Source organism: Photobacterium pectinilyticum (genome assembly GCF_024357955.1).
GTDB lineage: Bacteria > Pseudomonadota > Gammaproteobacteria > Enterobacterales > Vibrionaceae > Photobacterium > Photobacterium pectinilyticum.
Genome location: NZ_JANEYT010000022.1, coordinates 1 through 22,082 on the forward strand (window position 1 = coordinate 1; position 22,082 = coordinate 22,082).

Here is a 22,082-nt window from a genome sequence, read left to right on the forward strand (position 1 = left end):
TCGGAACCAGCTGTTCCATTGTGACCATTTCGAGTTCGTACTGTTGGGGTAAGGGTTCTTTTAACATGTCGAGATATTCATATTTCGATACCTCTATTAGATCAAAGGCCTAGCTTAAAAGCCAGGCCTTTGTCATCAATCTGAAGCCAGCTGGTATACCAGCTGGCTTTTTTATTAATTTTCCTATACGAAACTTGTTAGGTTTGTATTTAATGCATATGGTTTATTTAGTTAGATAACTTTTGGACCTGCAATGCCTTTATCGCGAAAGACAGAGATACCCAATAGCAACAGCGATTATTATTATCAGCCACAAGGGAATGAAATTGAATTATTTGAGTATGCATACTCTCATCAATTACCTCTGTTGATTAAAGGCCCTACAGGGTGTGGTAAAACACGATTTGTTACGCATATGGCAGATAAATTGGACCGCCCTCTATACACCGTGGCATGCCATGATGACTTAACGGCAGCGGATCTAGTAGGACGACACTTGATCGGACCTAATGGCACTTACTGGCAAGATGGCCCTTTGACCAAAGCCGTAAGAGAAGGGGGGATATGCTACCTCGATGAAATAGTTGAAGCACGTAAAGATACCACGGTTGTGCTGCATCCCTTGGCAGATGATCGTCGAATGCTGCCGATAGAGCGCACCGGAGAACTATTAACCGCAACACATGGTTTTATGTTGGTTGTTTCTTACAACCCAGGATACCAAAATATCTTGAAGGGAATGAAAGCCAGTACTCGGCAGCGATTTGTCGCCATGCGCTTTGACTATCCCGAGCCTCTATTAGAGCAACAAATCTTAATTGGTGAAAGTCAGATTGATCAATTGCTTGCATCAAAATTAGTCGAGTTGGCTGGCGCTCTACGTCGGCTGGAAAGTGATTTAGATGAGGTGGTATCCACGCGCTTACTGATATACGCAGGACGCATGATATCGAGCGGAATGTCCCCGCAGGAAGCTTGCCGAAGCTGTCTTGCCGAGCCGTTATCTGATGATATCAGTACAGTCGTTGCGTTGATGGATGTAGTGAAGCTCTATTTTGATAATTAAAATTACTGATTATGTCTTGTTATTGGTTTTTGTAGCCAAATTTATGCCCAGACCATGACCGGACTAATGTCCAGACCGCGATTAAAATAAATACGGTGTGGATAAAGACGAAGTAGGTGATCACAAAAACCCAAGTCCAACCGGAGTTAAAACCACCCAGTGAGATCATGATAATACTCACTAAAATAAGTGCTATTGCCGCAATAAGATTAAGTTTTATTGCAAACTGTAAGTGATAATAAGCGAAAGACTGCTTCTTGAACTGTTTTAACTTCATTAATAAAAAAATAAATGCGATAACGGGCAGGAAAGTTAGATTCAGTAAAGACAGTAAAGCGATATTAGATGCTGATTTTAATTCTTGCTTATCGTTAGTTTGTATAAGTGTTCGCATAGTATATAGCCTCAAAAGTTATTATCTGGGCAAATAAATGACCATGATGGCACAGAAGAGACAGATGCAGATGAATGCTCCAATAAAAACCTTAGTACGGTATCGTCGGCTATTAGGATGATGCTTGGGTAATGGCATCCCACATTGACTACAGGTTTGTGATTTTTTCTGGCGATGGGAATTTTCATCGATTTTGTTCTCTGTTTGACAATATAAACAGTGTATTAACTCTTTCATAAACCCCTCCATTGATTGTTCACCATATTCAATGGTGCTGGGTTAATTGATGGTACAAGAGGGGCAACTTTTTCGGTAATTGACTAGGGTTGTAAATAGTCGTAAACCCGTTGTTTCCAAAAATGTACGGTAGATATTGATCTGCTTTTTTATCGATGGTGATGCAGAAGGGAATGAGTCCTTGTTTACGCGCTGCTATGATAGCTTGCCTGGTGTCCTCTATGCCAAATCGTCCTTCATAGTGGTCAATATCGTTAGGCTTTCCATCGGTTAATATCAACAATAATTTTTGAGAGTGCTGTTGCTGAGCAAGAATATCACTTGCTTGGCGAATAGCAGCACCCATGCGGGTATAGTATCCAGGATGCAGTCCCAATATCCGGCCACGTATATTGTCGGTGTATTGTTCGCCAAAGTTTTTCAGTATGGTGAACCGAACATGCTGGCGTTTAACGGATGAAAATCCATAAATAGCAAAAGGGTCTCCTACTGCTGTTAAGGCTTCAGAAAATAACAACATACTTTCTTTTATGACATCAATAACCGTCTTTTCATCATTGATATGGGCATCTGTCGACATTGAAAGATCAGACAGCAAGAGGCAGCTAATATCACGATTTTCATTTTTGAAGTGCAGGTAATAATCGGAGTCTTTTGCAACTGAGGCTTTACTTTCAACATAGTAATCAATCCAAGCAGACAAGTCGATCTCACTGCCATATGGCTGGGCTTTTAGCCAATGTTTGATACTTGATAAATACTCAAACTGGTTCCGAATTTTTTTTGCATTGGCCTGCAGGTTGGTGGGAAGAGGTTCTGGTTTACACTGTCTAAGCAACAGTGGTTGTACCAAGCAGCGGTTTGGAACCAGTTGTTGGGTTTTATAATTCCACTCTGGCTGCTTTATTCCCTTGCCAAGTGGGTAGTCATCCTCTATTGCTGCAGGCAGATCGAGGTCTATTTTGAGTTTGGCTGTTTTTTGTTGGCTTCCTTTAGCGACTGTGATGAGATTTAAATCTTCTGCAACACGTTTTGAGTCGGTATCTTCGGTGTCATCTTCTGCCCGATTGACTTTAGAAAACTCACTCCATGAAAATAGGTTTTCTAAACGAAAAACCATAAGACTGTCTTTGGTATTGCTGTCATCAACCCGTTCTGTTTTTTTCCGAGCTTGATGGCTTTCAAGTTTACGACTTTCTGAGGGAGAGCTTTGCTCAGGATCTGAACTCGTTGTGTCTTTAAAGGGGTTAGCGTTGATGTATTCGCTAGGGTATAGCCAGAGATAAATGGCTTGTGGCGCATAGTTAGCCTCAGGAAATTCCATGGGCAACTCAGGATATTTAAGTGCTTCAATAACGGATTTTTCTAAAGATTGCATGCCCTTAGGTAACTTATTAATGGGAACTCGTTGCTCTAATGCAGCACCAAGGAGATCGTTGTAGCGAGGTCTTAAATTTGGATAACGGTTTAATATTGTTGCGACGATAGCCTGATTATCTTTAGCCCAGTGAGTGAATGTCACTGAGCTATGGGCAGCTAAGACTGTAAGCCACATATAGAGCTCTCTATTTAGGTGCTTACTATCAAAGACCGCAATGGATTGTGGTAAGCGTAAACTACTTTCATCTTGCCACGCTAGGCTTGTTTGTAATTTTGTACCCGCAATTTTGTCGAGGAGATGACGACGGATAACATAATCACGTGGGGCTGCGGCTTCAATCCGTTTAGAAGGCTCCCCGCCGAGTGAACGAAACAGTATTCCCACTGATTTTTTTACGTCATTGAACTCTACACGTGCACCGTGAAAGTCAGTATTGCTCTTTTGGACGATAAACTTATGCCAAATACTGCCAACCCACTCTTCCATAAGTTTCCTTTATGACCTAAGCAAGACTTTTCATCAGGTTTAATGGATAAACTATTTTTTAGCTATCCAAAAGTTTGCAAGATATGTGAATAAGCCAATTAGAAATATCACCCCGGCCAGCTCTCTAGCCCAGTAGAAGATGGATAGCTTATCCTGAGTTGCCATAAACCCTAATGCTTCACCACCTTCAGGTATACGCTGTAGCCAGACTTGGAGTATCCCCGCTCCCGTTAGGAAGAGAGTGATGAATACCATGGAGACAGTCATTAACCAAAACCCCCACATTTCGATGACTTGCGCTTTTTTACTGAATGCTTCGCCGGCGCCATTCAATTTCGGCATCGCATAAGAAATAATGGTGAGTACGATCATGGCGTATGCGCCATAGAACGCCATATGGCCATGGGCTGCTGTGATTTGCGTTCCATGTGTGAAGTAGTTTACGGGGGCAAGGGTATGGAGAAAACCCCATACACCCGCACCTAGGAAAGCCATGACTGCAGTGCCTAAAGCCCAAAGTGTGGCGGCTTTATTCGGGTGCTCCCGGCGGCGATTATTGACCATATTGAATGCGTATAGAACCATCGCAAAGAATGGGAGGGGTTCAAGTGCAGAAAATACCGAGCCAACCCATTGCCAATATGCAGGGGTACTGAGCCAGAAAAAGTGATGGCCAGTGCCTAACAGTCCTGAGATCAAAGCCATTGCAACAATCACATAGAGCCATTTTTCGATGATTTCTCTATCAACACCGGTGATTTTAATCAGTATAAAGGCCAGGATTGCCCCCATGATCAGCTCCCAGACCCCTTCAACCCACAGATGTACCACAAACCACCAGAATAGCTTGTCGAGTGCGATATTTTCAGGGTTATAAAACGAGAAGAGAAAAAACACCGCGAGGCCAATCAAACCGGTGAGCAAAACCATATTGATCACGGTTTTTCGTCCACGCAAAATGGTCATGCCAATATTGAACAAAAAGCCGAGGCAGACGATGACAATACCTATTTTGGTTATCGTCGGCTGCTCTAGAAACTCGCGACCCATGGTTGGAAAGTACTTATTGCCGGTGATTTCAGAAAGCGTCGAGTAGGGGACTAAGAGATACCCCAGAATGGTTAATGTTCCTGCAATTGCAAATACCCAGAAGAGCAAATTTGCTAGCTTCGTGCTGTACAGTTCAGTTTGAGATTCCTCTGGTACCAGAAAATAAGCTGCGCCCATGAAGCCGAATAATAGCCAAACAATTAATAGGTTAGTGTGTACCATGCGGGCAACATTAAAAGGTATCGTACCAGCAAGGAAATCGCCAATGACGTATTGCAGTCCCATAATGAGACCGAACAGGATTTGGCCAGTAAATAGAACTAATGCAAATACAAAATAAGGTTTAGCAACCGATTGAGATTGAAACTTTAAGGTGTCCATTGCTTAACCCTCAATATTTGGTGGCCAGTTATTGACTTCAACTTCTGCCGTAAATTTCAGAAACTCTGCTAAATCGTCGACTTGCTGTTCATTGAGATTAAACTGTGGCATTTGACGCCTGCCAGGTACACCCAAAGGCTGTGCTGCCATCCAAGCTTTTAAATAGGCTTTAAAGGCAATGAGGTTGCCCGCTCCTCGACGGAAATAAACGTTGCCTAATTCAGGGGCATAATAGGCGCCTTCACCTATGAGGGTATGACAACCGATGCAATTGTTCTCTTCCCATACTGTCTTTCCTCGTGCAACGGCTTCGGTCAGGTTTTCGCGGTGGTCAGTCTTTGGCATCTCTCGGGTTGTATGTAGGGTTAATGCAGCAAAGAGCAATAGAAAAAAAACACTGCCGCCATAATAAATATTTCGAGCCATGCCTTTTGTAAAATGGTCTGACATATGCCACTCCGTTGTATAATTCTTTATTTGGCGGAATAAGAGGAAGTATAGGTCAGCGCAGAGGTTTTCATTGGACTAATCGATTAACAGTGCTGCAATGACTGGCGAGACGCTTTTGGTACGGACGTGATTTAACCACCAAGTATCAATAATATCGACTAACTTTAACTCATTACATCTCATGTTGAGTGCTTACAGCTTTTGTTGCTGTACCTATACCCTCGAAATAGGCTAACTATTACGTTCGGCTATTTGTCTTGAACTGAAACCATTGATGAAGCTCTGAATCCTGCAACTTGGAGTAACTTGGGTATACTATGAATGATCAAACACCGAAAGAGCCTCTGGGCATTTTTCCCCGTTCTTGGAGTGAAGATCGAGCAGGTAGGATTCCAGGCAATATTCCTATATGGGTTGGGATTCTGTCGGAGCTGACAGAGTTCGGTATTTTTTTTGTTGCCTATTTTATTGCTAAATTTAACTACCCTGATGTTTTTTCTAAAGGACCGCATACTTTAAGTACCTCTTTTGGGGTTGTCAATACCATTTTTTTACTATCGAGTAGTTACTTTATGGCAAAAGCGATGATGTATATTCGGTTAGGAAAGAGAAAAAAATGCCAGTTTAGTTTATGGCTTACCTTCATCTGTGGTTGTTTGTACTTGCTAGTAAAAACGACAGAGTTTTATTGGAATCATTTGCAGGGGCTGCATACGGGAAGTAGTCAATTTTTTACCATTTATTACTATATGACATTCAACCATTTCCTTCATGTTGGATGGGCGACTTGTGCCATTCTATGGGTAATCATTAGGTTGCGAAAAGGCACTTATTCTTCAAGTCGTTATGCTGGCTTAGAAGCATTGGCAGTTTATTGGCATATGATTGATCTAATGTGGATTTTAATATTCCCACTTTTATATGTTTTAAGGTAGGTGAGTTTTGAAATGGTTAGGAAATCTTGATTATTATTGGTTGATATTAATATCCGTCACTTTGTTTAATACCTTTTTAGGTGAGAAACTCAGTTCTGTTCAACTGTTAAGTGTATTGGTTGCATTCACTGTAATGTATAAAGGCTTAATCGTGATAGATCATTTTATGGAGCTTAAATATGCACATAAATACCTACGGCTTTTAATGCGGCTGTATGTTTTTATCTTTCCCTCACTGATTATTGTGATTGCATTTTTATAATTCAGGCGCTTACACCGATTTACAAACCGTATTTAAATCCTACCAAAGAGGTTAGGTTAATCAAAAGAGGTGCCTGTAAACTTACCTTTTTTGGTTGAGATTTGATCGTAATCTTTCATTTTGTAAATCATCACGCTATTAACTTGTGCCGTAATTGGGTCTTGGCTAATGCTTCTGTATTTGTGATTCCCATCACGTTTCATTTGTTTTTGCTATTTGTGTTGTAGGTTTTTTTTGAGATTAATATCACGTTAGCAAACGTTTGCCTGTGCTTTTTTTGAACATTTTTGTGTTGTGTGATTGTTGGGAATTAACGTTTGCGCAGCATGCAAAGGTTTACAATTAACGACTCATTTATCAAATTTACTGAATTTACATTTTGAAACTCTCTCGGTGGTTTTCGAGTTTTTATTCTATTACTAAGGCGTATATTTGCTCACGATTACATTTTCTATTTTTATTTTTAATTATTTTGATTGCCTATATATGACTAAGAATACTATTAAGGTTGCAACGCTGAGTGCAGCGATTGTTACCGCCCTAGCCGGGTGTAACAGCAGTAGCAGTGATGAAAAGACACAACCATCACGTCCATCAATTGCTGAATGTAAAACCTATGAGCCAACGCAACCAGTGATCGTTAAAGGTGACAATGAAAACCTTAACTTCCAAACGATTACTATCGGTGCAACAGGTGATATGCACGGCCGTATCTTTGCGTATGACTACGCATTAGATGACGTGGATGTGAATGCGGGCTTTACCAAGATTGCCACACTTCTTCATGAAGAACGTGCGCAAAATGAAAATTTCTTGATGATTGATCTGGGTGATACCGTCCAGGGCAACTCTGCAGAACTATTTAACGAATTACCTATTCACCCAGTTGTTGAAACCATGAATCATATGGAATACGACGTTTGGGTACCGGGCAACCACGAGTTTGATTTCTCTCGTGATTTCTTATTCCGTAACTTGGAAGGTTTTAATGGTGCAGTAATATCTTCAAACATCATCTGGCACGAAAATGCTGTTGATTGTAAGAACACTGGCCAAGAAACACCTTTCTTACGTGGTTACCAGTTATTTGACTACAACGGCGCAAAAGTCGCTGTTATCGGCTTGACGCCTTCTCACGTAAGTAGCTGGAATGCTTCTAACCCAGAGAACTTCCGTAACTTAGACTTCAAAGATGAGTTCGAAGCTCTAGAAAATACGGTTGATCAAGTGATTAACCAGTATCAGCCAGATATTGTGATTGGTGCCCTTCACCATGGCCGCAGTGAGACTCATGACGTTGTTGGTGTGAATGAAATCGCATCAAAGATGGCAGACAAGTTCGATGTGATCTTCATGGGCCACGAACATGCTCGCTTTATCGAGCAAATCGACTTGGGGGCACCGTTTGAGAACGGGATGGATGACATCTCTGTTTCAGGTGATAAAGCTAACCAAGTAGAAGACAAAGCGAAATCTGGCGCTTACAACTGGCGTAACCGCGACTCTAAAGTGAAAGTTATCGAACCGGGTAACTGGGGTTGGGCATTGGCGAAAGCTGAAATCGATCTTATCAAAGACCAAGACGGCAACTGGAAAATTTACGATACCACGCTGTCTAACCGCACCGTGGCTGACGTTGAAGAAGATGCGGCGCTTCAGAATGAAATGCAGCATGTCCACTATGAATCTGTTGAAAATGCAAATGAAGTGATTGGTACGATCCATGGCAATTTCACCAATACTCCAAACGGTGGTGCGGATGAGGCCGTTTTGGAAGAGCAAGTTTTGAACAGTGAAGGTCAACGTCTATACACGACTATTCATAGCGCTAAGCTGTCTGATATGCCATTGACTGATTTGATCAACCAGATTCAGATCATGAATGTGGAGAAAGAAGCTGAAGTTAAGGTTGATGTTTCCGCTGCAGCCCTTTTCTCTGATGCATCTAACCTGTTTGATGGTGAGACCTATCGCAGGAAAGACAGTGCCAACCTGTACATGTACGATAACCAGTTGGTTGCTGTTAATATTACCGGTGATAACCTGAGGAAGTACATGGAATGGTCTTACAGCTATTTCAACCAGTATCAAGACGGTGATTTAACTGTTTCTTTCGATGAAACTGTTGCGTCATTTAACTACGACATCTTTGATGGTGATATTGAGTATGTGGTCGACCTGAGCCAAGAGGTTGGTGAACGTGTTATCTTCAGTCAACTTGCTGGCGCACCTTTTGATGCAGATCGCACATATGTATTGGCTATCAACGATTACCGCTTTGGTTCCACTATGCTGGTGGAAGGTTGGGTAACAGAAGAGGATAAAATCTGGGACTCTTCTGACCTTGATACCTACGCTATACGTGACATGCTAACAAACTATGTTGAGGAAAATGGTCTGGATCGAACTAAGTTCGAGAATGTGAACTGGTTTATCAAGCAGTATGGTGAATCAGATGAGCGTGGTGTTGTAGCTCCGCATCTTAAAGGTGAAATTCTTCAACTACGTGAAGATGATACTGCTGGTAAAGAGCTTTGGGAGCGTCTACAGAACAAAGAAATCTGTGTAATGCGCTCTGGCCCTACAGCACGCGATGCTATCAATGTATCCGTTAACGTTAAAGACGAAGATACTTGGTATGAAAACCCTAATTACTCGGAAAGTGCTTCAATCGAGGCTCTGTATCAAGGCTGTACTTACGCTAATCAGCCTAAGTCTTAGTATTTGAATTTATTGAAATAAGATATAGAAGGCGCTTTTGCGCCTTCTTGTTTTGGAATTAAGTGATGTTAAAACGATTAATATTTCCTTTTGTGGTCTTTCTTATTTCGACGGCTATTTTGTGGTATTCGCCATCGGTGAGTGAGTCATTTAGGCCAAAAGCATACAATAGTCAGGAATTTGTCCGTGCGAGTGTGATCGACGTTTTAGCTGAGAGTACTCAGTCTGATCCTTTAGTGCCTTCAGTTAAGACAGGACGTCAACGCTTATTGGTGGAATTACGCGAAGGGGAAGATAAAGGTAAGCAGGTCGAAGTCGAGAACCAACTTAGCCGCTTACATAATGTGTATGTCACCGAGGGTGATAACTTCATTCTGCTGATCCGTGAACAAGGCGAGCGTACTATTTATTGGCCGTATAATCATGATCGTTCCTCGGCCGTGTATTGGATGGTTGGGATCATTGTGCTGCTGACTGTTCTCTTCGCAGGCTTGCAAGGGGTGAATTCGGTGGTCTCCTTGTATTTTACTGGTGCGCTGTTAATTGGCGTGCTGGTTCCGGCTCTGTTTGCTGGCTGGAATCCTATTTTGCTGACCATCGGCTTGATGGCAGTGAAGATTGTGGTCAATTTCCTGCTGGTCGCAGGTTGGAACAAAAAGTCATTGGTGTCCATGTTAGGCACACTGGCGGGTGTGGTTATGGCGGGCCTGATGGCCCAGTTTTTTGGCGAGATGGCTCAACTTAATGGCCTTTATCTTGAGAAAGGCGAAGATATTCTTTATCTCGGCGGTGAGGCTCAGGTGCAGGTACGCTGGCTGTTGTTTGTTGCCATTATGATTTCGGCTCTTGGCGCAGTGATGGATGTGGCGATCTCTATGGCATCTTCTTACCACGAGCTTCGTGAAATGTCGCCGCAGCAACCTGAAAAAGATCGCTTGTTGGCGACGATCCGAATCGGCCGCGATATTCTCGGTACCATGACTAATACCTTGGTATTGGCGTTTGCAGGTAGCGCCCTTACTACCATCATGATGGTATGGGGGTTCCAAATGCCGCTGATGCAGTTTATGAACATTCCGGCGCTGTCTCTGGCCATGATCCATGGTTTGGCGGGCAGTATCGGGTTGATCATGACTGTGCCGCTAACGGTATTGATTGCCAGTGCGGTTTATCAGCGAGACTAAAAACGGAATGTGGCAATGAATAAAAAAAGCTGAGGGTTAAACGCCTCAGCTTTTTTATTATACCTATGTAGTCAGGCTACCTGATTGCGATTACCTTGGCTATGTCGGTATGTTGTCATAATTGGTGGGTAATATAGGCCCCTGTTTTAGATTTAGTGGAATTGATGTGGGGGAAACATGGAAGTCATTCTGGCTACGACGAACGAAGAGATCATTGAAATTGCACCTATCATGCAGCAACTTCGGCCAAAATACACATTGGAGAAGATAAGTGATTTACTGAACCAGCAGTGCAAAGCCGGTTATAAGCTTGTCTATGTTAAGGAAGATAACAACATCTTGTGTGTCGCCGGTTTTGTCACGGGGCACAAGTTAGGGTGGGGAGCTTATTTGTACATTGATGACTTAGTGACCGATGAAGCCCTGCGCTCAACTGGTGCAGGCCAGTATTTAATTGAGTGGTTTAAAGACTACGCCCACATCAACCAGATAGAGCAGATCCACCTTGACTCTGGTGTACACCGCTATGGCGCGCATAAATTCTATTTAAAAGAAGACTTTGTTATTTCCAGTCATCACTTTGTTTGTCAATGTTGATTGTTTGCTGAAAGTTGTCGACTGTGCCTGGTGGTTAGGAGCCACTTTGGCACAGTCGAGAGTTAGTTGATGCATCAAAGGCAGTAACTTGGCTCGGGAGTCTCTTCCATAAGAGATGCTTGCATGATTTCTTCAATCAGCAGCAAAGAGGCAGATTTCTGATCCTCTTGGCATTTAAAGTCAATCGATAGCACTTCGAGTAAGTCCTTCAATAAAAAGCTCATGTGAGATGCGTTCTTGCTACCATTCACATAAGGCTCAATAGCTAGGATCAGTTTTTCGATATCGTTGGCGATTGAGTTTGTTGCATCGTTTTTCCATTGTGCTCCCTTCACTTTGAGAACATCATTAATTGAATTGTATGTATTCATTGCTTCTGCGCCCTTGGTAAAGCTGCTAATAATAGAAATAACTACGTTGTTGAGTCGATCCAAGTGCCTTCAAGGTACTGCCTTCAAGGTACTAAGGTATGACCTTCAAGCTACTTGGGTATATCTTGAGGTGTGTCTGTTTTATTGACTTTATACCTCAGGCGTTTCTATTCCTTACTGGCTGCATGGATTTTAATCTGCACCAACAAGAAAAACCAGTGGGTATAACCATCTTTTGTTATTGGTATAACAATTCTTATTTAAGATGAAGAGAGCGTTTAGTGAAGAGTGATTACTTTTCATTAGTTTAGTTGTTAATCAATAAGTGTCGGGGGGAAGGTTGTCTGCTAATCGGGTGCGTCAGTTCAGTTTCCGGAGTTGCAACCACATGAAGTTTGGCCTGAAAATGAAAGGAGGCCTAAGCAAAGCGGAAATGGATACCCGTCATAGTGTCTCTGGTGATTTGGGTTAAACGCCAGTACTTACAATACAACTCCCTGTCGTGATTGTTCTATCAGTGTTAAAGCGATTAGGGTTATTATTTTTCGAAATTAAACACCCACTTAAATTCAAACAAACTTACAAGCTAGGGCTTAATAGCTCAAGGGTGGTTATTTGTGTTTGTATTCCTCGAAAAAACCATTTAATTCACTTTGTTGCCCCGATTTGATTCAAAACATAATCGCTCATCACTGTTACAGGGCAAGTGTCGTTTTTTTTGCACCATTATGTGCTCAGGGTATTATTCCAGACTTAATCACCTTAAGCTTTATGATGATTTATGTTGTTTAAAATCAGCTGGTTATATTTATTTTTGTTCAGTTATTCGTTTTGGCACCAATTTTGATTGGTTGTTTATGAATGTTTATTACAACGGAGATGTTAAGTATGACCATGAAGTCCAAACTGAATCTAGCCGCACTTGGCCTGAGTCTATCGTTAGTTTCTGCTGTTGCATCAGCAGAAGAGACGATAAAAGTAGGGGTTCTCCACTCACTGTCTGGCACCATGGCGATCAGTGAAACCACGCTGAAAGATACAGTATTGATGCTGGTTGATGAGCAAAATAAAAAAGGGGGATTGCTTGGCAAGAAACTGGAAGCTGTTGTTGTCGACCCTGCCTCTAATTGGCCGCTATTTGCTGAAAAAGCCCGTGAGCTTATCGAAAAAGAAAAAGTAGATGTGGTTTTTGGTGGTTGGACGTCGGTTTCACGAAAATCAATGCTGCCAGTATTTGAAGAGCTCAACAGTATTTTGTTCTACCCGGTGCAGTACGAAGGTGAAGAGTCATCGAAAAACGTCTTCTACACTGGCGCTGCGCCTAATCAGCAAGCGATTCCTGCCGTTGAATACTTGATGGATGAACTGGAGGTTGAACGCTGGGTACTGGCGGGAACTGATTATGTTTACCCCCGTACCACCAACAAGATCCTCGAGTCTTACTTGAAAGCGCAGGGTGTTGCCGATGAAGACATCATGATCAGTTACACCCCGTTTGGACATTCTGATTGGCAGTCGATTGTGTCTGATATCAAGAAGTTTGGTTCAGCAGGCAAGAAAACTGCCGTGGTCTCGACCATTAACGGTGATGCGAACGTTCCCTTTTATAAAGAGCTAGGCGCTCAAGGTGTCTCCTCTGAAGATATCCCTGTTGTCGCGTTCTCGGTGGGTGAAGAAGAACTATCAGGTATGGATACCTCTCCGCTTGTTGGCCACTTGGCGGCTTGGAACTACTTCATGAGTGTCGATACCGATCAGAATGAAGAGTTCATTGATGGTTGGCAGTCGTTCATCAAAAGTGACAAGCGTGTGACTAACGACCCAATGGAAGCTCACTATATCGGGTTTAACATGTGGGTACAGGCGGTAAATAATGCCGGTACCACCGAGCCTGAAGCGGTACAGGATGCCCTTATTGGTATTGCAGTACCGAACCTTTCTGGTGGCTACTCGACTATGCTGCCAAACCACCATATCACTAAGCCGGTCTTAATCGGTGAAATTCAAGATGATGGTCAGTTCGATGTGGTATGGGAAACCACGGGGCTAGTGGCGGGAGATGCGTGGTCTAAGTACCTACCTGAATCAGCCAAGTTATATTCCAGCTGGTCAAAGCCTTTCTCTTGCGGGGCCTTCAATACAGAAACCAAGAAGTGTTCAGGTGCTAATTAACGCATTGTTTTAGGGGCCTTTGCCTCTTATTGATGGCGCTTCAGGTTTAGGCTGAAGCGCTATTTTCGGTGGGTATTACATTTACCCGCGTTGGAAGTGGTTAATTGTCAGTAAGGACACAAGAAATGACACCTTTAATGAAGTTTGTTAAAGCGCTCATTGTTCTCTTGTTGTGTACTCCCATGGCGTTTGCTTCGGTCAGTTCGACAGATGAATTTGATCAGGTATTGATTGGGAAAAATAACAACGATAAGGAAATCGCCATTGAGTGGCTAGTCGATAATCAGCCTGCCGAAAAGGCAAAGCCTATTCTTCGGGCTTGGTTGGAAGGCAACCTGTTTTATTACAAGAACAAAAATAGTGAGGATTTCCAGCAGCTCTTTATTATCGCCGGTAGAAACGGTAAGCAAGCTGATGGTATTTGGGATTCAACACAGTTAGTTGTTTCGCGCTCTCGCGACTTTGGCAAAATTCGGGTGAATAACAAATTGCGCAGTCTTATTCGGGTACAGTTGGCCTCTATAGGGCTGAACTCGCCTGATGCGTCAACCCGCTTACAGGCTGTCGATGGTCTGCTAGGGCAAACCGATGATGAAATCATTGAAAGGCTTGCCGCGCAGTTGAACGTTGAACAGGACGACAAGGTACAGGATAGGCTGCAGTTGGCGTTGTCGGTCAGTACGGCGTTAGATAACAGTGCATCAACGTCAGTGCGAACTGCAGCCGTCAACACCTTGTCTGAATACAAACAAGCAATCGTGTTGCAAACCTTTAATAAATTGCAGCCACAATCATTGGATCCTGAACTTTCGGCAGCTGTCGAAAGAGGCTTGGCTAAATACCACCAGAGCCAGCAGCTTTATTCCGGTGTCGAGACAATCTTTTTCGGCCTTAGTTTAGGCTCTGTATTGGTGCTGGCCGGAATAGGCTTGGCCATTACATTTGGGGTGATGGGGGTCATTAATATGGCCCATGGTGAGCTCATCATGATTGGTGCATACACTACCTATGTGATGCAGCAACTTCTTCCTCAGCAAAGCGGTACCGCATTGCTGCTGTCTATTCCGATGGCTTTCATTATTTCTGGGCTGGTAGGAATAGCGATTGAACGCAGTGTGATCCGGCATCTCTACGGTCGGCCACTTGAAACATTATTGGCGACATTCGGGATCAGTTTGATCCTCCAGCAAGCGGTACGATCGATTTTCTCTCCGCTTAACCGTTCTGTCAGTACGCCCGACTGGATGGCGGGGGCTTGGGAGCTGAACCCAATGCTGTCTCTGACATACAACCGCTTATATATCATTTTGTTTTGTGCCTTGGTGTTCATTTCTATGGTTATGATCTTGAAGCGTACGCCTCTGGGCCTGCAGGTGCGGGCGGTTTCTCAAAATAGGGCAATGGCAAGGGCGATGGGGATCCGCTCAGAGCGGGTTGATGCCCTGACGTTTGGGCTGGGCTCTGGCGTGGCTGGTGTCGCGGGTGTCGCGTTGTCACAGCTGACGAATGTAGGGCCAAATATGGGTCAAGCCTACATCATTGATTCATTTATGGTGGTGGTGTTTGGTGGGGTCGGAAACCTGTGGGGTACCTTGGTTGCTGGTTTAGGACTTGGGCTGTTCAACAAGTTACTGGAACCTTGGGCGGGTGCGGTACTGGCCAAGATCTTGATGCTGGTCTTTATTATCCTGTTTATCCAGAAACGTCCTCGTGGGTTATTCCCGCAGCGTGGCCGTGCGGCTGAAAGCTAAGGAGCGCTTGATGCAGTCTAAATCAATTATTCTTTCGGCCTTGGGGCAAGATCGGGGCGGCAAAATCGTCCTTGCGTTGCTGATCTCTGCCGTCATTTTGGTCCCGATGGCAAACCTGATATTGCCGATCGGTCACCCGCTACATATCGAAACCTTCACTATTTCTCTGATGGGTAAATACCTCAGCTATGCCATGCTCGCGCTTGCGGTCGATTTGGTATGGGGCTATCTCGGGATCCTGAGTTTGGGCCATGGGGCGTTCTTTGCCCTGGGCGGCTATGCCATGGGGATGTATTTGATGCGCCAAATTGGTGACCGGGGGGTATACGCCAATCCCGTGTTGCCCGATTTTATGGTGTTTCTAAATTGGCAGGAGTTGCCATGGTTCTGGCAGGGCTTTGATCAATTCTGGCTGGCTTGCCTGATGGTAGTGTTGGTCCCCGGTGCTTTGGCTTATGTTTTTGGTTATCTAGCCTTCCGTTCACGGGTGTCAGGAGTATACCTGTCGATCATGACCCAGGCACTGACTTATGCCCTGTTACTGGCGTTCTTCCGCAACGAAATGGGCTTTGGCGGGAACAACGGGTTAACCGATTTTAAAGATATTCTCGGCTACAGCTTGCAACAAGATACAACCAAAGTGGCGCTGTTTGTCTGCACTGGGTTGGCGCTAGCTGTGAGTTACGTGGTGTGCCGAACCATTGTCAGTAGTCGGTTGGGACGTGCCGCTTTGGCTATCCGTGATACCGAGTCGCGGACACGTTTCATGGGCTACGACGTCGATGGCATCAAACTGTGGCTCTTTGTGTTGTCTGCCGTCATCGCGGGCATTGCCGGTGCCTTGTATGTGCCGCAAGTTGGCATTATTAATCCCGGAGAGTTCGCACCGCTTAATTCGATTGAGGTTGTGGTGTGGGTTGCTCTTGGCGGTCGGGCAACGTTGTTCGGCGCTATCATTGGGGCTCTGATTATCAACTATGCCAAAAGCTGGTTTACGGTTGAATTCCCAGAAGTGTGGCTGTTTGCTCTGGGGGGCTTATTTGTGCTTTCCACCATGTATTTCCCGAAAGGGGTGATTGGGTTTATATCCGACATAACGGCTCGACTGGGTAAGGGGAAAAAGGAAAAGTCTTCTCAGCAGTCAGGGGGCTCCTCGCAATCAGGAAAACCTCAACAAGAGTGCGGCGTTAATGAGGTGGTGTCATGACAGTATTAGAGACGGCAAAGAAGCTAGGTACATTTGCCCAAGAGATGACCAAACGGGAAGAAACGTTTTCATTTCTTGTCCCCGATGAGCACCCCTTGATTGATACCAGACATAACATTTTGCTCTATGTCGAGGGCGTCAATAAGAGCTTTGATGGTTTTAAAGCCATTAACGATCTCAACCTGTATATCCGCGAGGGCGAGCTTCGCTGCATTATTGGGCCAAATGGCGCCGGAAAGACCACCATGATGGACATTATTACCGGTAAGACGACACCGGATTCCGGCCAAGTGTGGCTTGGGTCAAACATCAATTTGTTGGCTATGAATGAATCGCAGATTGCCAATGCCGGCGTGGGCCGGAAGTTCCAAAAACCAACCGTGATTGAGTGCCTGACGGTTTGGCAGAACCTAGAGCTGGCGATGTCGGGAGTTCGGACGGTTTGGGCGACATTCAGAGCCAAGCTGACCGCAGAGCAGAAGGATAAGATCGAGTCTGTTCTGGTGTTAATTAACTTGGCAGATCACGCCGCCTTATTGGCCGGAAATTTGTCCCATGGCCAAAAGCAATGGTTGGAAATTGGCATGCTGCTAATGCAGAACCCCAAGCTGTTGCTGGTCGATGAGCCTGTCGCGGGGATGACCCACCAAGAGATGGATAAAACCTCGGAGTTATTGAATTCGTTGGCAGGTAAGCATTCCGTGGTTGTCGTTGAGCATGATATGGACTTTGTCCGTTCGATTGCCAGTGATGTGACAGTTCTTCACCAAGGCCATGTATTGGCTGAAGGCACCATGGACCAAGTACAAAACCATCCTGAAGTGAAGCGGGTTTATCTAGGGGAATAGCATGTTAGAGATCAAGTCACTCAACCAATATTACGGTGAAAGCCATACATTGTGGGATTTGGATATGCAGATCCCCGAAGGTAAATGCACGGTGTTGATGGGCCGTAATGGTGTGGGTAAAACGACGTTATTGCAGTGCATCATGGGGTTGGTGGGGCCAAAAAGTGGCGATATTACATTTAATGGGCGCTCAATTCTCGCGGAATCGGCAGAATCCCGGCCACGGTGGGGAATAGGGTATGTGCCGCAAGGGCGTCAGATTTTTCCGATGTTGACGGTCCAGGAGAACCTAGAGATAGGTTTGCCTATCCGTGCTCGGGGCGATCGTAAAGTGCCTGACTTCATTTTTGATCTGTTTCCGGTTCTAAAGGAAATGCGTCACCGCCGTGGTGGCGATTTATCGGGTGGTCAACAACAGCAATTGGCGATAGGCCGGGCGTTGGTGGTGAACCCTAAGCTATTGATTTTGGATGAGCCGACGGAAGGGATCCAACCCAATATCGTGCAAGAAATTGGCGATATTATCAGGATGCTTAACGAAAAAATGGGACTTACTGTGTTGCTGGTTGAGCAGAAGTTACCTTTTGCTCGTCGGGTGGGCGATCAATTTTGCATTCTCGACCGAGGACGCCATGTTGCCAGTGGTGAGATGGCCGAGCTCGATGATGCCTTGGTTAAGGAGTACCTCACCGTATGACAGAGTATTTATCGCCTGTTGCGACCAACCCGACCGCAAGTCAAATCGCCCAGCATACCCACCATGGCTGGCAGGCTGAATTGAGCCTGTCCTACCGAGATAGGGGCGATAAAACCGTACTTAAGCACCGAGAGCAAAAAGGCCCGTTAACGGTACAGCAAGCGCTCTACCCCGAAGGGGAGGTTTGCCATAGTTATCTGCTTCATCCGCCTGGCGGTGTCGCGGGTGGCGATACACTTGATATTCGCGTCGATGTTGGCGCGGGTGCCAAGGTGTTGGTGACAACCCCTGGAGCCACAAAATTTTATCGCTCTGAGCGCCGTTTTGCCAAGCAAGCCCAGCATTTGTCAGTCGCCGAAGGAGGCCGGCTGGAATGGCTGCCTCAGGAGAATATCTTTTTTCCTGAGGCCCATGCTCAGCTCAATACCGTTGTCCACCTCGAGAAAGGTGCACAGTTTGTGGGCTGGGAGTTGCACTGTTTTGGTCGCCCTGCACTAAAAGAGTGCTTTGATAGCGGTAAATTGATTGGAAAAACAGAGGTTTATGTCGATGGGCGCCGGGTGCTGACTGAAGGTTTGAACATGTCTGGTGGTGATAAAGTACTGATTAATATAGGAATGCAGAGATTCCCCATGATGGGGACCCTGTACTTGTCCGAAATGGGGCAAGATTTCTATCAGTTGGTACAGGCTTTGCTATTAGATATTCAGAGCGAAATAAATATACAGAGTGAGCTAGGTAGCAAGAAGCTAATCGTGGCTGCAACACAGGTCGAGGGGCTCATTGTTGTTAGGGCGTTGGGGTATTGGAGTGAAGATATCCTGCACTGCTTTACCCAAATATGGCAGCAAGCGCGAAGTCAGATGACGGGCATTGCCCCTCACCCCCCGCGCATCTGGGCCACGTAGTTAGTCGGTTACTCAGCGAGTTAGAGTTTTGGCGACTTAGCGACATTGGAGAGTGACATGGAGTTGACACCAAGAGAGAAGGACAAGCTACTGATTTTTTGTGCCGGGATGTTGGCCAAACAACGCAAGGAAAGGGGACTCAAGCTCAATTACCCTGAATCCATTGCTTACATCAGCAGCGCCATTCTTGAAGGGGCGAGAGAAGGAAAGAGTGTCGCAGAGCTCATGGACTATGGCCGTACGCTGCTCTCTGTGACGGATGTGATGGAAGGGATTGCGTCCATGATCCCGGATGTCCAGGTAGAAGCTACCTTTCCCGATGGCACCAAATTAGTGACTGTGCATGAGCCGATTGTGTAGTTGTTTGATGGTATAGCGGCATAGTATCTTGCAGATAAATAAGGAGAAAAAATGGCAGGGAGTGGTGCATTCAATACCTCCGCGTTTGTGCCCGGTCAAATCGAGACCGCAAGCGGGGAGATCGAACTCAATGCTGGCAGGACAACCCTTACCGTTAAAGTTGAAAACGTAGGGGATCGGCCAATCCAGATAGGCTCGCATTATCATTTTTTTGAAGTCAATGATGCCCTCAAATTTGATCGGCAAGCCTGCAAGGGCTTTCGCCTCAATATACCAGCAGGGACTGCTACACGTTTCGAGCCGGGTCAGTCCCGGACAGTAGAGCTGGTTGATTTATCTGGTAAACGGGAAGTTTACGGATTCCAAGGCAAAGTGATGGGCAAGCTCTAGTTCTTTCCTTCTCTAATCATTAATACAAGGAATAGTCATGGCAAACATTTCACGTCAGGCTTATGCCGAAATGTTTGGCCCAACGGTAGGTGATCGGGTGCGTCTTGCCGATACCGAGTTGTGGCTGGAGGTTGAAAAAGATTTCACTGTCTATGGAGATGAAGTGAAATTTGGCGGTGGAAAGGTGATCCGCGACGGTATGGGACAGAGCCAACGACCAAGTGCTGAAACACCTGATTTGGTGATCACCAATGCCATCGTGCTCGATTACTGGGGTATCGTTAAGGCAGATGTGGCGGTAAAAAATGGGCGGATTAGCGGCATCGGGAAAGCTGGGAATCCCGATATTCAACCGGGGGTTGATATCATCATTGGCCCGGGAACCGAAATCTTGGCGGGCGAAGGTGCGATCTTAACCGCGGGTGGTATTGATTCCCATATCCATTTTATTTGTCCGCAGCAAATTGAAGAAGCGTTGGCGTCTGGGGTGACCACGATGATTGGTGGTGGTACCGGCCCTGCGACGGGTACCAATGCGACCACCTGTACACCTGGGCCATGGAACATGGCACAAATGCTTCAAGCGCTCGATGGCTTTCCAATGAACTTCGGCTTGCTGGGTAAAGGGAATGCCAGCCAACCAGAAGCGCTGCGTGAGCAGGTAGCGGCTGGGGCGGTGGGGCTAAAGCTTCATGAAGACTGGGGTACTACGCCTGCATCTATTGATACTTGCTTGTCGGTTGCCGACGAGATGGATGTTCAGGTTGCCATTCATACCGACACCCTGAATGAATCAGGCTTTGTTGAATCGACCTTGGCGGCTATCGGTGATCGGGTGATACATACCTATCATACAGAAGGCGCTGGCGGCGGGCATGCCCCTGACATTATCCGTGCTGCTGGTGAATCGAATGTCTTGCCGTCGTCGACTAACCCGACTCGACCTTATACGGTCAATACCGTTGATGAGCATTTGGATATGTTGATGGTATGCCATCACTTGTCCCCTGCGATTGCAGAAGATGTGGCGTTTGCCGAATCCCGAATTCGAAGGGAAACCATTGCTGCCGAAGATATTCTTCATGATTTGGGGGCTTTTTCGATGATTGCCTCGGACTCTCAAGCTATGGGGCGGGTGGGTGAGGTGATCACCCGAACGTGGCAAACGGCCCATAAAATGAAAGTTCAACGTGGCAGTTTGGCGCAAGATTCCAGCTACAGCGATAACTTCCGGCTGAAGCGTTATATTGCCAAATACACAATCAATCCGGCTATTACCCATGGCATGGCGCATGAAATTGGATCGATTGAAGTGGGAAAACTGGCGGATTTGGTGTTATGGAAGCCGGCCTTCTTTGGGGTTAAACCAAGTACTGTCGTCAAGGGCGGCATGATAGCCATGGCCCCGATGGGGGATCCTAATGCGTCTATTCCAACCCCACAGCCTGTTCATTATCGCGCGATGTTTGGCAGTTATGGCAAAGCGGCTATGAATACTTCGATGCTGTTTATCTCGTCGGCGGCGAGTGACGCTGGCGTGGCCGAGCAACTCCAGCTTGGCAGCCAGATTGGCATCGTCAAAAATTGCCGGAATATTAGCAAGTCAGATATGAAGCTTAACGATTGGCAGCCTCGTATAGAGGTAGATTCTCAGACCTATCAGGTGCGTGCTGATGGTGAGCTTTTAGTGTGTGAACCAGCAGAAGTTCTTCCGATGGCCCAGCGCTACTTTTTGTTTTAATGCGGTTCAAATAATAACAAAGGAATTGTAAATGATTGAGTTGGTTGAAGTAAGTGCAGAGGCGGCAGTGCGGCCCGATGCGTATTTGAGTCTGCCGATTGATAGTCGGATCAAAAGCCGGTTGAAGGTAGTGCTAGATGATGGCCGTGATGCAGGCCTATTTCTGCCTAGAGGTCATATCCTGCGCGGTGGCGAACAACTGAAGAGTCGCTGTGGCACTTTAGTGGAAGTTAAAGCGGCCGATGAGCAGGTATCAACAATATATTGTGATGATCCTTACCTTTTGACGCGTGTTGCCTACCACTTAGGAAATCGTCATGTCCCGCTTCAAGTTGAAGCTGGTTGGGTGCGTTACCAACATGATCACGTACTGGACGACATGGTCGTAGGTCTAGGCGCTAAAGTCACGGTTGAAAAGGCACCGATAGAGCCAGAAGGCGGTGCTTATGGTGGTCGCTCTGGCGGACATCATCACCACCACTAATAAAGAGCT

20 protein-coding genes are annotated in these 22,082 nt (G+C 45.5%); 16 read left to right on the forward strand and 4 right to left on the reverse strand.

Features of this window, described 5'->3' with window-relative positions:
* Positions 1–253 precede the first annotated feature (253 nt).
* On the forward strand, positions 254–1,066 hold the full coding sequence (locus tag NHN17_RS11345; protein WP_255042610.1) for a CbbQ/NirQ/NorQ/GpvN family protein: 813 nt from the start codon (positions 254–256) through the stop codon (positions 1,064–1,066).
* A gap of 659 nt (positions 1,067–1,725) precedes the next feature.
* Here the strand turns inward: NHN17_RS11345 and NHN17_RS11350 are convergent.
* Genes NHN17_RS11350 through NHN17_RS11360 form a run of 3 tightly spaced genes read right to left on the reverse strand, consistent with a single transcriptional unit; the run spans position 1,726 to position 5,445 of the window.
* Entirely contained in the window at positions 1,726–3,564 is a 1,839-nt protein-coding gene (locus NHN17_RS11350; protein WP_255042611.1) for a nitric oxide reductase activation protein NorD, read from the reverse strand.
* A 51-nt stretch (positions 3,565–3,615) separates the two neighbouring features.
* Positions 3,616–4,995, reverse strand: a complete 1,380-nt coding sequence (locus NHN17_RS11355; RefSeq protein ID WP_255042613.1) for a cbb3-type cytochrome c oxidase subunit I — start codon at positions 4,993–4,995, stop codon at positions 3,616–3,618.
* Between the two features lie 3 nt (positions 4,996–4,998).
* A complete protein-coding gene (locus NHN17_RS11360) occupies positions 4,999–5,445 on the reverse strand; it encodes a c-type cytochrome (RefSeq protein WP_255042614.1) in 447 nt (148 codons plus the stop codon).
* 317 nt (positions 5,446–5,762) lie between these two features.
* Between NHN17_RS11360 and NHN17_RS11365 the strand changes: the two genes are divergently transcribed.
* The 5 genes from NHN17_RS11365 to NHN17_RS11385 all read left to right on the forward strand — a co-directional run bounded on the left by NHN17_RS11365 (position 5,763) and on the right by NHN17_RS11385 (position 11,144).
* Positions 5,763–6,380 (forward strand): cytochrome c oxidase subunit 3 family protein, encoded by a 618-nt coding sequence (locus NHN17_RS11365; RefSeq protein WP_255042615.1) that lies wholly within the window; start codon positions 5,763–5,765, stop codon positions 6,378–6,380.
* 40 nt (positions 6,381–6,420) lie between these two features.
* Positions 6,421–6,642, forward strand: coding sequence for a hypothetical protein (locus tag NHN17_RS11370; RefSeq protein WP_255042700.1), 222 nt, complete (start codon positions 6,421–6,423; stop codon positions 6,640–6,642).
* A gap of 486 nt (positions 6,643–7,128) precedes the next feature.
* Complete coding sequence (locus NHN17_RS11375) at positions 7,129–9,363, forward strand: bifunctional metallophosphatase/5'-nucleotidase (protein WP_255042617.1); 2,235 nt, start codon at positions 7,129–7,131, stop codon at positions 9,361–9,363.
* A 65-nt stretch (positions 9,364–9,428) separates the two neighbouring features.
* Complete coding sequence (locus NHN17_RS11380) at positions 9,429–10,547, forward strand: YibE/F family protein (RefSeq protein ID WP_255042619.1); 1,119 nt, start codon at positions 9,429–9,431, stop codon at positions 10,545–10,547.
* A 177-nt stretch (positions 10,548–10,724) separates the two neighbouring features.
* Complete coding sequence (locus tag NHN17_RS11385) at positions 10,725–11,144, forward strand: GNAT family N-acetyltransferase (RefSeq protein WP_255042620.1); 420 nt, start codon at positions 10,725–10,727, stop codon at positions 11,142–11,144.
* Positions 11,145–11,218: 74 nt separating this feature from the next.
* Here NHN17_RS11385 and NHN17_RS11390 read toward each other — a convergent pair whose 3' ends face one another.
* Positions 11,219–11,515, reverse strand: a complete 297-nt coding sequence (locus NHN17_RS11390; protein WP_255042621.1) for a hypothetical protein — start codon at positions 11,513–11,515, stop codon at positions 11,219–11,221.
* Between the two features lie 888 nt (positions 11,516–12,403).
* Between NHN17_RS11390 and urtA the strand changes: the two genes are divergently transcribed.
* The 10 genes from urtA (at position 12,404) to ureE (ending at position 22,073) form a co-directional block, all read left to right on the forward strand.
* A complete protein-coding gene (gene urtA / locus NHN17_RS11395; protein WP_255042623.1) occupies positions 12,404–13,687 on the forward strand; it encodes an urea ABC transporter substrate-binding protein in 1,284 nt (427 codons plus the stop codon).
* Positions 13,688–13,812: 125 nt separating this feature from the next.
* Positions 13,813–15,438, forward strand: coding sequence for an urea ABC transporter permease subunit UrtB (gene urtB, locus NHN17_RS11400; RefSeq protein ID WP_255042625.1), 1,626 nt, complete (start codon positions 13,813–13,815; stop codon positions 15,436–15,438).
* 10 nt (positions 15,439–15,448) lie between these two features.
* The gene (gene urtC, locus NHN17_RS11405; RefSeq protein WP_255042628.1) at positions 15,449–16,645 is read left to right on the forward strand and encodes an urea ABC transporter permease subunit UrtC; all 1,197 of its coding nucleotides are present in this window, start codon (positions 15,449–15,451) and stop codon (positions 16,643–16,645) included.
* A complete protein-coding gene (gene urtD, locus NHN17_RS11410; protein WP_107346891.1) occupies positions 16,642–17,493 on the forward strand; it encodes an urea ABC transporter ATP-binding protein UrtD in 852 nt (283 codons plus the stop codon). The genes urtC and urtD overlap by 4 nt, the downstream gene beginning before the upstream one ends.
* 1 nt (position 17,494) lies before the next feature.
* Entirely contained in the window at positions 17,495–18,190 is a 696-nt protein-coding gene (gene urtE, locus NHN17_RS11415; RefSeq protein ID WP_107346892.1) for an urea ABC transporter ATP-binding subunit UrtE, read from the forward strand.
* The gene (locus NHN17_RS11420) at positions 18,187–19,098 is read left to right on the forward strand and encodes an urease accessory protein UreD (protein WP_255042636.1); all 912 of its coding nucleotides are present in this window, start codon (positions 18,187–18,189) and stop codon (positions 19,096–19,098) included. The genes urtE and NHN17_RS11420 overlap by 4 nt, the downstream gene beginning before the upstream one ends.
* A gap of 57 nt (positions 19,099–19,155) precedes the next feature.
* Positions 19,156–19,458 carry an urease subunit gamma gene (gene ureA, locus NHN17_RS11425; protein ID WP_255042637.1) on the forward strand — a complete coding sequence of 101 codons (303 nt, stop codon included), beginning with the start codon at positions 19,156–19,158 and terminating at the stop codon, positions 19,456–19,458.
* 51 nt (positions 19,459–19,509) lie between these two features.
* The gene (locus NHN17_RS11430) at positions 19,510–19,848 is read left to right on the forward strand and encodes an urease subunit beta (protein WP_255042638.1); all 339 of its coding nucleotides are present in this window, start codon (positions 19,510–19,512) and stop codon (positions 19,846–19,848) included.
* Between the two features lie 37 nt (positions 19,849–19,885).
* The gene (gene ureC, locus NHN17_RS11435) at positions 19,886–21,589 is read left to right on the forward strand and encodes an urease subunit alpha (RefSeq protein ID WP_255042640.1); all 1,704 of its coding nucleotides are present in this window, start codon (positions 19,886–19,888) and stop codon (positions 21,587–21,589) included.
* A 31-nt stretch (positions 21,590–21,620) separates the two neighbouring features.
* Positions 21,621–22,073, forward strand: coding sequence for an urease accessory protein UreE (ureE, locus tag NHN17_RS11440; RefSeq protein WP_255042642.1), 453 nt, complete (start codon positions 21,621–21,623; stop codon positions 22,071–22,073).
* The last annotated feature ends 9 nt before the right edge of the window (positions 22,074–22,082 follow it).